This window comes from Serratia sp. CY38905 (assembly GCF_052168875.1).
GTDB classification, from domain to species: Bacteria; Pseudomonadota; Gammaproteobacteria; order Enterobacterales; family Enterobacteriaceae; genus Serratia; species Serratia sarumanii.
Genome location: NZ_JBJNLV010000012.1, coordinates 103,318 through 118,171 on the forward strand (window position 1 = coordinate 103,318; position 14,854 = coordinate 118,171).

11 protein-coding genes are annotated in these 14,854 nt (G+C 61.4%); 5 read left to right on the plus strand and 6 right to left on the minus strand.

Annotated elements, in window-relative coordinates; genetic code table 11:
* Positions 1–4: 4 nt before the first annotated feature.
* Entirely contained in the window at positions 5–667 is a 663-nt protein-coding gene (gene qseB / locus ACJ8MK_RS21060; protein WP_004937550.1) for a quorum sensing response regulator transcription factor QseB, read from the plus strand.
* Positions 664–2,022 (plus strand): quorum sensing histidine kinase QseC, encoded by a 1,359-nt coding sequence (gene qseC / locus ACJ8MK_RS21065; RefSeq protein ID WP_121535390.1) that lies wholly within the window; start codon positions 664–666, stop codon positions 2,020–2,022. The genes qseB and qseC overlap by 4 nt, the downstream gene beginning before the upstream one ends.
* A gap of 5 nt (positions 2,023–2,027) precedes the next feature.
* Here the strand turns inward: qseC and folK are convergent, their stop codons facing one another.
* The 6 genes from folK to thpR all read right to left on the minus strand — a co-directional run bounded on the left by folK (position 2,028) and on the right by thpR (position 7,129).
* Entirely contained in the window at positions 2,028–2,528 is a 501-nt protein-coding gene (gene folK / locus ACJ8MK_RS21070; protein ID WP_060436638.1) for a 2-amino-4-hydroxy-6-hydroxymethyldihydropteridine diphosphokinase, read from the minus strand.
* Positions 2,528–4,075 carry a polynucleotide adenylyltransferase PcnB gene (gene pcnB / locus ACJ8MK_RS21075; RefSeq protein WP_075205964.1) on the minus strand — a complete coding sequence of 516 codons (1,548 nt, stop codon included), beginning with the start codon at positions 4,073–4,075 and terminating at the stop codon, positions 2,528–2,530. The genes folK and pcnB overlap by 1 nt, the downstream gene beginning before the upstream one ends.
* A gap of 61 nt (positions 4,076–4,136) precedes the next feature.
* Positions 4,137–5,048 (minus strand): tRNA glutamyl-Q(34) synthetase GluQRS, encoded by a 912-nt coding sequence (gluQRS, locus tag ACJ8MK_RS21080; RefSeq protein WP_047729869.1) that lies wholly within the window; start codon positions 5,046–5,048, stop codon positions 4,137–4,139.
* A gap of 195 nt (positions 5,049–5,243) precedes the next feature.
* Complete coding sequence (gene dksA, locus ACJ8MK_RS21085) at positions 5,244–5,699, minus strand: RNA polymerase-binding protein DksA (protein WP_004937569.1); 456 nt, start codon at positions 5,697–5,699, stop codon at positions 5,244–5,246.
* 183 nt (positions 5,700–5,882) lie between these two features.
* On the minus strand, positions 5,883–6,590 hold the full coding sequence (gene sfsA / locus ACJ8MK_RS21090; RefSeq protein WP_004937572.1) for a DNA/RNA nuclease SfsA: 708 nt from the start codon (positions 6,588–6,590) through the stop codon (positions 5,883–5,885).
* Positions 6,587–7,129, minus strand: a complete 543-nt coding sequence (gene thpR / locus ACJ8MK_RS21095; RefSeq protein ID WP_033649609.1) for an RNA 2',3'-cyclic phosphodiesterase — start codon at positions 7,127–7,129, stop codon at positions 6,587–6,589. The genes sfsA and thpR overlap by 4 nt, the downstream gene beginning before the upstream one ends.
* 189 nt (positions 7,130–7,318) lie before the next feature.
* Here thpR and hrpB point away from each other — a divergent pair, with 189 nt between their 5' ends.
* The 3 genes from hrpB (at position 7,319) to fhuA (ending at position 14,818) form a co-directional block, all read left to right on the plus strand.
* Positions 7,319–9,757 carry an ATP-dependent helicase HrpB gene (gene hrpB / locus ACJ8MK_RS21100; RefSeq protein ID WP_334282846.1) on the plus strand — a complete coding sequence of 813 codons (2,439 nt, stop codon included), beginning with the start codon at positions 7,319–7,321 and terminating at the stop codon, positions 9,755–9,757.
* Between the two features lie 118 nt (positions 9,758–9,875).
* On the plus strand, positions 9,876–12,368 hold the full coding sequence (gene mrcB / locus ACJ8MK_RS21105) for a bifunctional glycosyl transferase/transpeptidase (protein WP_033654687.1): 2,493 nt from the start codon (positions 9,876–9,878) through the stop codon (positions 12,366–12,368).
* Positions 12,369–12,619: 251 nt separating this feature from the next.
* A complete protein-coding gene (fhuA, locus tag ACJ8MK_RS21110) occupies positions 12,620–14,818 on the plus strand; it encodes a ferrichrome porin FhuA (RefSeq protein WP_442518038.1) in 2,199 nt (732 codons plus the stop codon).
* Positions 14,819–14,854: the final 36 nt, after the last annotated feature.

Genomic DNA, 14,854 nt, shown 5'->3' on the forward strand with positions numbered 1-14,854 from the left:
ACTCATGCGAATTCTGCTGATCGAAGATGACAAACTGATCGGGGACGGCATCAAGGCCGGGCTGACCAAACTCGGCTTCAATCTGGACTGGTTCACCGACGGCGCCGTCGGCAAAAATGCGCTGGACAGCGCGCCGTACGACGCGGTGATCCTCGATCTCAGCCTGCCGGGCCTCGATGGCCTGGATCTGCTGCGCCAGTGGCGCCAGGCCGGGCAGGACGTGCCGGTGCTGATCCTCACCGCCCGCGATGCGCTGGAGCAGCGGGTCAGCGGTCTGCAAAGCGGCGCCGACGATTATCTGTGCAAGCCGTTCGCGCTGGCCGAAGTGGCGGCGCGCCTGCAGGCGCTGATCCGCCGTCGCCACGGCCAACTGATGCCGCAGCTGACGCACGGCAACGTGGTGTTTGACAGCGCCACCCGCAGCGTGAGCTGCAACGGCGAGCCGGTGACGCTGACGCCGCGCGAGTTGGCGGTGCTGGAGCTGTTTCTGCACAACAAGGGGCGGGTGCTGGCGCGGCCGTTGATTCAGGAGAAGCTGTACAACTGGGACGACGAGGTGAGCAGCAACGCGGTGGAGGTGCATATTCACCACCTGCGGCGCAAGCTGGGCAACGGCTTCATCCGCACCATTCACGGCGTGGGTTACACGCTGGGGGATGCGCCGTGAAGCGTCTCAGCCTGCGGCTGCGTCTGATCCTGATCTTCAGTCTGTTGGCGCTGATGACCTGGTGCACCGCCAGCGTGGTAGCCTGGGTGATGTCGCGCAACACCATCAATGAAGTGTTCGACACCCAGCAGATGCTGTTCGCCAAACGGCTGGCGACCGCCAACCTCGGCGATCTGCTGGCCGATGAAAGCGCGCGCAGCCTGCCGAAAACCAAGAAGCTGGTGCATCACGGCAAGCGTGGCGATCAGGACGACGACGCGCTGGCGTTCGCCATCTTCGATCGCCAAGGCAAGATGCTGCTCAACGACGGCGAGAACGGCGCCGATTTCCTGTTTGACGGGGAGCGTGAAGGTTTTACCGACGGCGAGCGCAAAGGTGATGACGACAGCTGGCGCCTGCTGTGGCTGACCAGCCCAGATGGGCGCTATCGCATCGTGGTCGGCCAGGAGTGGGATTACCGGCGCGATATGGCGCTGGGCATGGTGACCGGCCAGCTGGTGCCCTGGCTGGCGACGCTGCCGGTGCTGATGCTGCTGATCGCGCTGATGGTCGGGCGCGAGCTGCGGCCGCTGCGCGCGGTGGCGGCCGGTTTGCGCCGGCGCGCGCCCGATGACGCGACGCCGTTGGACGCGCGCCAGGTGCCGACCGAGGTGCGTCCGCTGGTGGATGCGCTCAATGCGCTGTTCGCTCGCATCAACGCGTTGCTGGTGCGGGAGCGGCGTTTCACCTCCGATGCCGCGCACGAGTTGCGCAGCCCGCTGGCGGCGCTGCGGGTGCAGACCGAAGTGGTTCAACTGGCGGGGGACGATGCGCCGATGCGCGAGCACGCGCTGGACAATCTTACGGTCGGCATCGATCGCGCCACCCGGCTGGTGGATCAGCTGCTGACGCTGTCGCGGCTGGACTCGCTGTCGGATCTGGCCGAACTGGCGCCGATCGACTGGAACGAACTGGTGACGATGACCCTGGCGGAGCAGGATCGGCAGGCCCATGCGGCGGGCGTGACGCTGCGCTATGAACATCAGGGAACGCCGCCGCCGCGTCAGGGGGAAACCTTGCTGCTGTCGCTGCTATTGCGCAACTTGCTGGACAACGCGGTGCGCTATACCCCGCAGGGCGGCGTCGTCACCGTGACGCTGAACGAACGCTCGCTGACGGTGGAGGACGACGGTCCGGGGGTCACCACGGAGCATCTGGCGCGGCTGGGAGAACGCTTCTATCGCCCGCCGGGGCAGGAGCAAACCGGCAGCGGGCTGGGCCTCTCGATCGTGCAGCGTATCGCCGGATTGCATGGTTTACAGATCGGCTTTGCCAATCGCCCGGCGGGCGGGTTCGTTGCGCGGCTGACGTTGTAGGCGGGTCAGGACTTGAGTTTTGGCTGATGCCACAGCGCCATGCCGTTTTCCGGCACGCGCTTGAGGCAGCTGGCGAGCGGCTCGCCATCGGGGAAAATCAGATCGGGAGCGATTTCCGCCAGCGGGTAGAGCATGAATTCGCGCTCTTTCAGGCCGTAATGCGGCACCGTCAGGCGCTCGGTATGGATTACCTTGTCGCCGTACAGCATGATGTCCAGATCGAGCGTGCGCGGCCCCCAGCGTTCATCCTTGCGCACGCGCCCCTGATTGCGTTCTATCGCCTGGGTATGGTCGAGCAGCTGTTCGGGCGGCAACAGGGTATCCAGCGCCACCACCGCGTTGAGAAAGTCCGGCTGGTTTTGCGGCCCCAGCGGCTTGGTGCGGTAAAACGAAGAACAGGTGACCAGCCGGGTGCGCGGGAGATGCTCCAGCGCCTCCAGTGCGGCTTTAACCTGTTGCAGCGGCTGCGCCAGGTTGCTGCCCAGCGCGATATAAACGCGGATCATTATGCCCCTTCTTTACGCGGTGCCCGGCGGCGAGGGCGGCGTTGACGCGCGCGGCGCGGCGCCGGATCGTCCCCCAGGGTGCTCAGCATGGCTTTCTGCCGCGCCGGCGTGGCGTCCTGGAACTCGCCCCACCACTCGGCCAGACGCAGCATTTCCTGATTGTCTTCCACTTCCGCACGCAGCGCCAGCAGATCATAGGCGGCGCGGAATTTCGGGTGTTCCATCAGCTTGTGCGCGCGTTTGCCCTGGCGGCGGGACAGGCGCAACTGCAGCTGCCAGATATCGCGTACCAGCGTGGTAATGCGTTTCGGGATGGCCAGCGAGCGGCACTGCTCGTCGAGTACGTCGTTCATCGCCAGCGCGAAGGCGTCGTAGTAGGCCAGGCCGCTTTCCTGCGCCAGCTTCTGCGCGTGCTCCAGCAGCGGGTACCACAGCATGGCGGCAAACAGGAACGCCGGGTTGACGCGCATGTCGTTCTGCAGGCGGTGATCGGTGTTCTTCAACACCTGCACCAGAATGCGCTCCATCGGCGTATCGTGGTTCGGCGTGAAGTTGCGGGCGATCAGCGGGAACAGCGGTTGGAACAGCTGGTATTCGCACAGCTTCAGGTAGGTCTGGAAACCGTAACCGGCCTGCAGCAGCTTGAGGGATTCTTCGAACAGGCGCGCCGGCGGGATCTCATGCAGCAGCGAGGCCAGGCGCGGGATCGGCTCGGCGGTCTCTTCGCTGATGCGCATATCCAGCTTGGCGGCGAAGCGCACCGCGCGCAGCATGCGCACCGGATCTTCGCGGTAGCGGGTTTCCGGATCGCCGATCAGGCGAATCACGCCCTGTTTCAGATCGTTCAGGCCGCCGACGTAATCGCGCAGGGTGAAATCCGCCACGCCGTAGTACAGGCTGTTGATGGTGAAGTCACGGCGCTGGGCGTCTTCCTCGATAGAACCGAAGATGTTGTCGCGCAGCAGCATGCCGTTTTGCGCCTGCTGAGACGAGTTCTTGTCGGATTCCGGGTTCTGTTCGTGGTGGCCGCGGAAGGTGGCCACTTCGATGATTTCCGGCCCGAACATCACGTGCGCCAGGCGAAAGCGCCGGCCGACCAGGCGGCAGTTGCGGAACAGCTTGCGCACTTGCTCCGGCGTGGCGTTGGTGGTGATGTCGAAGTCTTTCGGCTTTTTGCCGAGCAACAGATCGCGCACGCCGCCGCCGACCAGATAGGCTTCGTAGCCGGACTTGTTCAGGCGGTAAAGCACTTTCAGCGCATTTTCGCTAATGTCTTTGCGGGAAATCGAGTGCTGTTCGCGCGGGATCACGGTCATCGAGTCGTTGCTCTCGGCGAGGGGGAAAGGCGGACGCTTGCGTGGCGTTGAGCGGCGGGCAGGGGCGTTGTTGCCGTTGTCGGCGGCGCGCGGCTGCGGCGCAGGGCGGCTTGGCGCCGCGGTACGCTCTTCGCGGACTACGTTTTTATCGCCGGCCGCCGCGTCGTCGCGGGGCAGCTTGTCATCGCGGGTCAGTACCTTACGACAGAAGTTGGCTACTCGGGTAAAAATGGTACACCTCGATAGTGACTGATAAAAATGGAGCTAACAAAAAATAGCGGCTAATCATAGCTCACCATGGCTCCTTTGAGAATGCCGGCGTGTTTTCATCCAGAGGGATAGCCTCCTGACGCGGCACGTTTTCCAACCGCCAATGTGCGACCGCCCAGCTCAATAATAATGGCAGGTCAAGATCTTGCCAGCTTTCCGGCAGCGGTTGGCGCAGAAATTTCAGCGCGGCGATCAGCACCGGGCGCGGATCGCCGGCGGGCAACGCCGGCGCATGGTTTTGCTTCGACAGCTTGATGCCGTTGGCGCCCAGCGCCAGCGGCAGATGCACATAGGCGGGCACCGGCGCCTGCAGCTGGCGGTAGAGGGCAATTTGGCGCACCGTCGGTTCGATCAGATCGGCGCCGCGCACAATCTCGGTCACGCCCTGAAAATGGTCGTCGATCACCACCGCCAGGTTGTAGGCGAACAGCCCGTCGCGACGGCGAATGATAAAGTCTTCCCCCGCCAGCGCCGGATCGGCGTGCAATTCTCCCTGCAGGCGATCGTGGAACCCGTAAACGGGCGCGGTCTGGCGCAAGCGGATGGCGGCGCCCTGCGGGCCGAGCTGCAAATCGCGGCAGTGGCCGTCGTACAATCCGCCGATCTGCTGGATGCGGCTGCGGGTGCAGGTGCAGTAATAGCTGAGCCCCTGACGCTGCAACAGATCCAGCGCGGCGCGATAGGCGTCGTGACGTTGGGATTGATAGATGACCTGGCCGTCCCAGTGGAGACCATAATGTTCCAGCGCGGACAGGATGCGAGCGGCGGCGCCGGGGACTTCGCGCGGCGGGTCGATATCTTCGATGCGAACCAGCCACTGCCCGCGTTGGGCGCGAGCCTGAAGGTAGCTTCCCAGAGCGGCAATCAGCGAACCGAAATGCAGATCCCCGGAAGGCGATGGGGCAAAGCGCCCCACATAATGACTTTCTTGCATATCAGAGGGGAGTGGTTCCCTTTTCTCTGTGCGGCGCACGCGGGTGCGCACGCCGCAGCGGTAACATACTCGTTATGCTTGAAACTGCATCTGTGTTAGCTGCGCCTGCTTACCCGAATCACTTACTTGAGTAAGCTCATCGGGATGCGCATTCTTGCCGCCTTGATGCAGCTCCAATCATTTAGAGTAGCGGTATTAGCCGGCCATCTGCTTTTCGCGGATCTCAGCCAGCGTCTTGCAGTCGATGCACAGATCGGCGGTCGGACGCGCTTCGAGGCGACGAATGCCGATCTCCACGCCGCAAGATTCGCAGTAGCCGAAATCATCGTCTTCCACTTTCTTCAGCGTTTTCTCGATCTTTTTGATCAGTTTGCGTTCACGGTCACGGTTACGCAGTTCAAGGCTGAACTCTTCTTCCTGAGTAGCACGGTCGGCCGGATCAGGGAAGTTGGCTGCCTCTTCTTGCATATGCGATACAGTACGGTCCACTTCGTCCCTGAGCTGGTTGCGCCACGCTTCAAGAATGCGCTTGAAATGCGACAACTGGGCGTCGTTCATGTACTCTTCGCCCGGCTTCTCTTGGTACGGCTCCACCCCAGCGATGGCGAGAATGCTCAAGGACGAGGTTTTACGGTTTTGCCCTTCTTGCATGTTGCTTCTCCTACATACACACGCACTATCGAATCCCCAATGCGGGGGAAAAACAGGCCGCTATAAATAACAGAAGGAAGGTAGGTTGGCAATTATTCCTGTCGCCCGCTTGACAATCGTGTGAAGGAGGGCGTATTTGGCGATCGTGCTGGCCGGTTGTCTATTTATAGGGACCCGACCGCGCTAATCGATAAAAAACGGCAGCTTATCGCAGAGATAAATACCGTCAGGTGATAACTTTGCCCCGTAGCAAACCACTTCCACTCCCAACTGCCGGACCTGTGCCAACAGCGCCGCATAGCGCTCATCTATATGATGTGCCGGTGCGACCTGCTCAATACCGCTGTGTAACACGGCAAAGAACAACACCGCCCGTTGCCCGCTTTCAACCACGCTGAGCAACTCACGCAGGTGCTTTTGCCCTCTGAGCGTTACCGCATCAGGAAAGTAACCACGTTGTTGTTGCAGTAATGTGACTGACTTAACTTCAATATAGCAGTTAACCCGATTTTCTGCCTGTAATAACAAATCGATACGGCTGTTTTCACCGCCGTATTTCACTTCGCCGCTGATTTTACTGTAACCGGATAATTCATTGATTAAATTGTGTTCGATCGCCTCGCGCACCAGCGCGTTGGCACGCAGGGTGTTGACGCAGATCCAGTGCCCCTGTTGGGTATGGGTCAGTTCCCAGCTGTGGGCGTATTTGCGCTTGGGGTTATCCGAGGTGGAGTACCAAACGGTGTCGCCGGGCGTGGCGCAGCCGGTCATGGCGCCGGTATTGGCGCAGTGCAGCGTAAAGGTTTCCCCTTCCGGGGTGATCACGTCCGCCAGAAAGCGTTTGTAACGTTTTATCAGCGTGGCGGAACGCAGCGGTGGAGAGAAAATCATGCGGATGCCTGCGTGGCCAGCGGCCACTGTTCGAGGTGTTGGTAACGGGTGCGCCCGTTTTCGAACACCGACTCATACAAGGAAAAGGCGTCGGCGCTGAACGCCCAGCCCGGCGTCGCCGGCGGGATCGCCACCGGCTGGGTGGCGGCGCGCAGCAGCGTGATGTGCGGATGGAACGGCAACGCGCTTTGATGGCAGCCGCTGCGGGCGGCCTGCGAACGCAGCAGTTCGGCCAGCTGCAATAGCCCGCGCGGCGCGCGGCGGGTGCCGAGCCAGACCACGCCGGGGCGCGGCCAATGGCCGAGATCGTCGAGCCGCATGCTGAAGCCGGGTTGCACGATGCGGCCGGCCAGTTTGCGCAGCGCCAGCTCTTTCTGCGCGGTGACTTCGCCGAGAAACGCCAGCGTCAGGTGCAAATTAGCCGCCGCCACCGGCCGGCCGGCCTCCGGCGCAAACGCCTCGGCGCGCCAGCGGATCACCTGCTGTTGCAGGGCATCAGGCAAGGACAGGGCGAAAAACAGGCGGCGCGAATTGGACATGGGGGCTCGGTAAATAATGACAAATCCGTCAGGAACAGATTTGAATGCGGCTTGCAGCGGCCTCGCGCGAAGCGGGACGCCTGGACGAGCTCCGTACTATAGCTAACGATGCCGCAGTTTGAAAGGCTACGGGGGCAAAGCTAATGCTACACTGTACGCCGTTTAACGTTAACCACCACGGAGAGTTCAGTGTCTTCATTGCCCGTCAGCGCGGTGCTTGATGAGTTGCTGGCTGCGTTGCAGTCCGCTCCTCAGGTACTGTTGCACGCCCCGACCGGCGCCGGTAAATCCACCTGGTTGCCGCTGCAGATCCTGGCTAAGGCCGGGTTGCCGGGGCGCATTATCATGCTGGAGCCGCGGCGGCTGGCGGCGAAAAACGTCGCTTATCGCCTGGCGCAGCAACTGGGGGAGGAGCCCGGCCAGACCGTGGGCTACCGCATGCGCGCCGAAAGTAAAAGCGGGCCGCAAACCCGGCTGGAAGTGGTGACGGAAGGCATTCTCACCCGCATGCTGCAGCAGGACGCCGAGCTGCAGGGCGTGTCGCTGGTGATCCTCGATGAGTTCCACGAACGCAGCCTGCAGGCCGATTTGGCGCTGGCGCTGCTGCTCGACGTGCAGCAAGGGCTGCGTGACGATCTGAAACTGCTGATCATGTCGGCCACCCTGGACAACGCGCGCCTGTCGCAGCTGCTGCCGGCAGCGCCGGTGGTGGTGTCCGAGGGGCGCAGCTTCCCGGTTGAACGTTTATATCAGCCGTTGGCCAGCCATCAGCGGCTGGAAGATGGCGTAGCGGCGGCGGTGAAGCGCCTGCTGGCCGAACAGCCGGGGTCTTTGCTGCTGTTCCTGCCGGGCGTGGCGGAGATCAATCGGGTGCTGGAGCGATTGACCGGCGAGGTGGCAAGCGATACCGATCTTTGCCCGCTGTATGGCGCGCTGCCTCTGGCGCAGCAGCAAAAAGCGATTCAGCCGGCGGCGGTTGGCCGCCGCAAGGTGGTGCTGGCGACCAACATCGCCGAAACCAGCCTGACGATCGAGGGCATTCGGCTGGTGGTGGACAGCGGCCTGGAACGCGTGGCGCGTTACGACGTGCGCAACGGTTTGACGCGGCTGGCGACGCAGCGCATCAGTCAGGCCTCGATGGTGCAGCGCGCCGGGCGCGCCGGGCGTCTGGAGCCGGGCATTTGCTGGCATCTGTTCGCCAAAGAACAGGCGGAGCGCGCGGCGGAACACGCCGAACCGGACATTTTACAGAGCGATCTCACCGGCTTTTGGCTCGAGTTGCTGCAGTGGGGTTGCCACGACCCGGCGCAGCTGACCTGGCTGGATGCGCCTCCTGCCGCCGCATTGGCGGCGGCCAGGGCGCTGTTGCATCGGCTGGGGGCCACGGATGACGGTGGCAAACTTACCGCACCGGGGCGCCAGATGGCCGCGCTGGGATGCGAGCCGCGGCTGGCGGCGATGCTGACCGCCGGCGCGGCGCTGAGTGCCGACGGCCTGGCGACGGCGGCGTTGCTGGCGGCATTGCTGGAAGAACCGCCGCGCGGCGGGCAGATGGATATCGGCTACTGGCTGAGCCGCCCGCAACCGAACTGGCGGCAGCGTGCCGCGCAGTTGGCCAAACGCCTGCCGCAACGTGCGGGGCAAGTCGACGTCGATCTGGCGCCGCGGCTGTTGGCGCCGGCGTTTACCGATCGCATCGCCCAGCGGCGAGGCCAGGACGGCCGCTACCTGTTGGCCAACGGCATGGGGGCGGCGATGAATCAGGATGAGGCGCTGTCGCGCGCGCCCTGGCTCATCGTCCCCAGCCTGTTGCAGGGCCACAACAGCCCCGATGCGCGCATCCTGTTGGCGCTGCCGGTGGACATCGACGCGCTGGCGGCGCAGCTGCCGGCGATCGTCACGCAGCGCACGGCGGTGGAGTGGGATGACGAGAAGGGCACGCTGCGCGCCTGGAAGCGCCAGCAGATCGGCCGTCTGACGCTGCGCGCCCAGCCGCTGGCCAAACCGGCGGACGAAGAGCTGCAGCAGGCGCTGCTCGATTGGGTGCGTGCGCAGGGGCTGGCGGTGCTCAACTGGGAGGGCGCCGCCGAACAATTGCGGGTGCGCCTGCAGTGCGCGCAAGCCTGGCTGCCGGAGGCGGCATGGCCGGCGATGGATGAAGAGCCGCTGCTGGCGGCGCTGGAGCAGTGGCTGTTGCCGTCGCTGAACGGCGTGCGCGATCTGCGCGGCTTGAAGCAGGTCAACATCGCCGAGGCGCTGTCCCGCCTGCTGGACTGGCAGCAAAAGCAGCGGCTGGATAATGCGCTACCCACTCATTACACTGTGCCGACCGGCAGCCGCCTGCCGATCCGTTATGAGGCCGGCAAACCGCCGGCGCTGGCGGTGCGTTTGCAGGAGGTGTTCGGCGAGCAGCGCAGCCCGATGTTGGCGGAGGGTCGCATCCCGGTGGTGCTTGAGTTACTCTCACCGGCGCACCGGCCGTTGCAAATCACCGGCGATCTGGCGGCCTTCTGGCAAGGCGCCTACCGCGAGGTGCAAAAAGAGATGAAGGGCCGCTACCCGAAACACGTTTGGCCGGACGATCCGGCCACGGCGGTACCGACGCGCCGAACGAAGAAATATCAGTAGGTCGCGATCATTCAAGGTTTGGAATTCAGATGTTTCTTCTGGTCAGCGCTGCGGCGTAGGCACAGATTAAGCGACTAATCATGGCCGGCAGTGTCGGCAAGCTCGGAGAACAACAGCCATGGCTGGGGATGACCGCGAGCCCATCGGGCGCAAAGGAAAACAACCAAAAAATACCGCGTCGCGCAAGCCGCCGCGCCGTCGCCGAGACGACGATTATGACGATTACGAAGAAGACGAGTATGACGATGATGAGTATGAAGAGGAGGAGGAACGCATGCCGCGTAAGGTAAAAGCGACTCCGCCGCGTAAAAAACGCCGCTGGCTCGGCCTGATTATCAAACTGATCCTGGTGATCGCCGTCCTGTTGGCGATCTACGGCGTCTATCTGGATTCCCAGATCCGCAGCCGCATCGACGGCAAAGTCTGGCAGCTGCCGGCGGCAGTGTACGGCCGCATGGTCAACCTGGAACCGGGCATGCCGTACAGCAAGAAGGAAATGGTCAACCTGCTGGAAGGCATGCAGTATCGCCAGGTCAGCCGCATGACGCGTCCGGGCGAGTTTACCGTGCAGGCTAACAGCATCGAGATGCTGCGCCGCCCGTTCGATTTCCCGGATGGTAAAGAAGGGCAGATCCGCGCCCGTCTCGATTTCCAGAACAACCGTCTGGCGAAGATCGAAAACCTGGACAGCGGCCGCAGCTTCGGCTTCTTCCGCCTCGATCCGCGCCTGATCACCATGCTGCAGTCGCCAAACGGTGAACAGCGTCTGTTCGTGCCGCGCGCCGGTTTCCCGGATCTGTTGGTGGATACGCTGATCGCCACGGAAGACCGCCACTTCTATGAGCATGACGGCATCAGCCCGTACTCCATCGGCCGCGCGGTGCTGGCCAACCTGACCGCCGGCCGTGCGGTGCAGGGCGGCAGTACCCTGACGCAGCAGCTGGTGAAGAACCTGTTCCTGACCAACGAACGTTCGCTGTGGCGTAAGGCCAACGAAGCCTACATGGCGCTGCTGGTCGATTACCGTTACAGCAAGGATCGCATTTTGGAGCTGTATCTGAACGAGGTGTACCTCGGCCAGAGCGGCAGCGACCAGATCCGCGGTTTCCCGTTGGCCAGCCTGTACTACTTCGGCCGTCCGGTGGACGAGCTGAGCCTCGATCAGCAGGCGCTGCTGGTCGGCATGGTCAAGGGCGCGTCGCTGTATAACCCGTGGCGTAACCCGAAACTGGCGCTGGAGCGCCGCAATCTGGTGCTCAAGCTGCTGCAAAACCAGGGCGTGATCGACGGCGAGCTGTACGACATGCTGAGCGCGCGTCCGCTGGGCGTGCAGCCGAAAGGCGGCGTCATTACGCCACAGCCGGCCTTTATGCAGATGGTGCGTCAGGAGCTGCAGACCAGGCTGGGCGATAAGGTGAATGATCTGTCCGGCGTGAAGATTTTCACCACGCTGGATCCGGTGTCGCAAGACGCGGCGGAAAAAGCGGTCGAAGACGGCATCCCGGCGCTGCGCGCTGCGCGTCACGTGCAGGATCTGGAAGCGGCGATGGTGATCGTCGATCGCTTCAGCGGTGAAGTGCGCGCCATGGTCGGCGGCGCCAATCCGCAGTTCGCCGGTTTCAACCGCGCCATGCAGGCGCGCCGCCTGGTCGGCTCGCTGGCCAAGCCGCCGACGTACCTGACCGCGCTGTCCGAACCGGATAAATACCGCCTCAACACCTGGCTGGCGGATGCGCCGCTGTCGCTGAAACAGCCGAACGGCGCCGTCTGGCAGCCGAACAACTATGATCGCAAATTCCGCGGTCAGGTGATGCTGGTGGATGCGTTGGCCAACTCGCTGAACGTGCCGACGGTGAACCTTGGCCTGTCGGTGGGGCTGGATCAGATCAGCGCCACGCTGCAACGTCTGGGCATCCCGAAAGCGGAGATCAACCCGGTGCCTTCGATGCTGCTGGGCGCGATCGGCCTGACGCCGATGGAAGTCGCGCAGGAGTACCAGACCATCGCCAGCGGCGGTAACCGTGCGCCGCTGTCGGCGGTGCGTTCGGTGATCGCCGAAGACGGCACGGTGCTGTACCAGAGCTTCCCGCAGGCCGAACGCATGGTGCCGGCGCAGGCCGCTTACCTGACGCTGTACGCGATGCAGCAAGGCGTGGCGCGCGGGACGTCCCGCTCGCTGTCGGTGAAGTTCCCGAACTACAATCTGGCGGCGAAAACCGGTACCACCAACGATCTGCGCGACAGCTGGTTCGCCGGCATCGACGGCAAGGAAGTGGCGATCGCCTGGGTGGGGCGCGACAACAACGGCCCGGCCAAGCTGACCGGCGCCAACGGCGCGTTGACCCTGTATCGTCGTTATCTGGAAAACCAGACGCCGCTGCCGCTGATGCTGCAGCCGCCGGAAGGCATTAACCAGATGAGCATCGACTCTGCCGGCAACTTTATCTGCGGCGGCGGCAGCTGGCGCACCATCCCGGTCTGGACTGACAATCCGCAGGGATTGTGCCAGGCCAGCCAGGCGGCGGTGCAGCAACAGCAGCAACCGGCGGCGGGTGAGCAAAAAGATGGCGATGGCGTCGCCGGCTGGATCAAGGATATGTTCGGCCAGTAATCGCTACCGGGGCGTCGGCCCCGGTGAAAATTTTTTCTTTGTTATTAAGCCCGTAACCTTGGTTGCGGGCTTTTTTATTTTTTCGCTCGTTTTATTTCCCTGTTAACCGCATGGCTAAGCGCCTAATCCTTAACCTATTTGCCCCATGAATTCGGCTTGCAGTTTAATTTGGCTTCTGCATAAAATGCGACGCTTATAATAATTATTATCGTTTACATTCTTCATTTAATAATTCATCAGAGAAATCAACTATGCCGACCAAGCGTCTTTCGTCATCCGCGGCCAAGCAGGGCCGTATCCCCGTCAGCGCGTTAGCGATCACCGTCGCTGCGGCGTTGGGCACGCTGGCGATGCCGGCTTTTTCCGCCGACGCCAAGCCGGCCGCCAAGGAAGACACGATTACCGTTGTGGGCGGCAGCAATACCGCCCAGCAGGAAAGCGCCTGGGGGCCGGTCGGCACCTATGTCGCCAAACGCAGCGCCACCGGCACCAAAACCGATACGCCAATCGAGAAGAACCCGCAGTCCGTTTCCGTAGTGACGCGTGAAGAGATGGACATGCGTCAGCCGGATACGGTGAAGGGCGCACTGGCCTATACGCCAGGTGTGATGATTGGAAATCGCGGTGCCTCCACCGCCTATGATGCAGTGAACATCCGTGGTTTCAGCTCGGTAGGTACCAATATGTATCTGGATGGCCTGAAACTGCAGGACGATAACTATTCGATTTATCAGATAGACCCTTACTTCCTTGAGCGAGCGGAAGTACTGCGCGGACCGTCTTCGGTATTGTACGGCAAAAGCAACCCTGGTGGGGTGGTCGCGCTGGTCAGTAAGCGGCCGACAACAGAGACGCTGCGCGAAGTTCAATTCAAAATGGGGACAGATAATCTGTTCCAGACCGGTTTTGACTTCAGTGACGCTTTGGATGATGCGGGGGTTTACTCATATCGTCTGACGGGGGTGGCGCGCGATGAAGATCAGCAGCAGGTTGGCGAGAAAAGTAAACGTTATGCTATTGCTCCTTCCTTCAGTTGGCGACCTGATGATCGCACTTCTTTGACTTTCCTCAGCAGCTTCCAGGATGATCCTAGCGTTGGCTTCTATGGCTGGTTGCCGAAAGAAGGTACGGTGCAAAATGGTATCAACGGTAAGTTACCGACCAGTTTCAACGATGGTGAGCCTGGCTATAACAACATTTCCCGCAAGCAGCAAATGGTCGGATATGCCTTTGAGCATAGTTTTGATGATGTTTGGACCGTGCGCCAAAACCTGCGTTATTCGAAAATGGATGTGGACTACCGTTCTATTTACGGCCTAGGCGTTGATCCAGATAATTCAGCTGAGCTGAAGCGTGGCGTGATGAATTCCAAAGAGCATATGTCCAGCTTTGCGGTCGACACACAGGCACAGGCTAAATTTGCGACCGGGCAAGTTGACCATATCTTGTTGATGGGTGTGGATTATATGCGTATGCGCAATGATGTTGTTTATCAATATGGCAGTGCATCCAATCTGAATGTCATCGCTCCACAGTACGGCAATCGGAGCTATACCATTACCGGTGGTGCCAGTCAGGTTAACCGTCAGGAGCAGACCGGCCTGTATGTGCAAGATCAGGCTGAATGGAACAACTGGGTTCTGACGATGGGGGGGCGCTATGATTGGAGCGATACCAACAGCACCAATCGCCTGAACCAGAATTCCGTCTCTAAGCAGCAGGATAACCAGTTTACCGGCCGTGCTGGCTTGAACTATGTTTTCGAAAACGGCATCGCGCCTTATGTCAGCTACAGCGAATCGTTTGAGCCAACCTCAGGCACTGATTTTTCAGGTAATACGTTTGCTGCCTCTAAAGGCAAGCAGTATGAGGCTGGGGTTAAATACGCACCTAAGGATCGTCCGATCACCGCCAGTTTGGCGCTTTACCAGTTGACTAAAACCAACAATAAAGTGGCTGACTTAGAACATCCGTTCTTTAGCGTCCAGGGAGGGGAGGTCCGTTCTCGTGGGATTGAGTTGGAGGCGAAAGCGGCCTTGTCGGCTAACCTCAATCTGTTGGGCTCTTACACCTACACGGATGCTGAATATACTAAAGATACTTCGCTACAGGGGAATACACCTTCCGCTATCCCTAAACACATGGCTTCTCTGTGGGCGGATTACACCTTCCATGAAACTGCGATTAGCGGTTTGACCTTGGGTTCAGGCGTTCGCTATGTCGGCTCCAGCTATGGTGACGAGGCCAATACGTTTAAAGTGAAGGATTACACGGTGTTTGATGCCGCGATAAAATATGATCTGGCGCGTTTCAATTTGCCGGGCTCTTCGATTGGCATCAATGTGAACAACCTGTTTGATAAGGAATATGTCTCCAGCTGCTTTGCTACTTATGGCTGCTACTGGGGCGCAGAACGCCAGGTGGTCGCCACCGCAACCTTCCGTTTCTAACCGGATAGCCGGGGCGGCGCCGCGTCGCCCCGGACA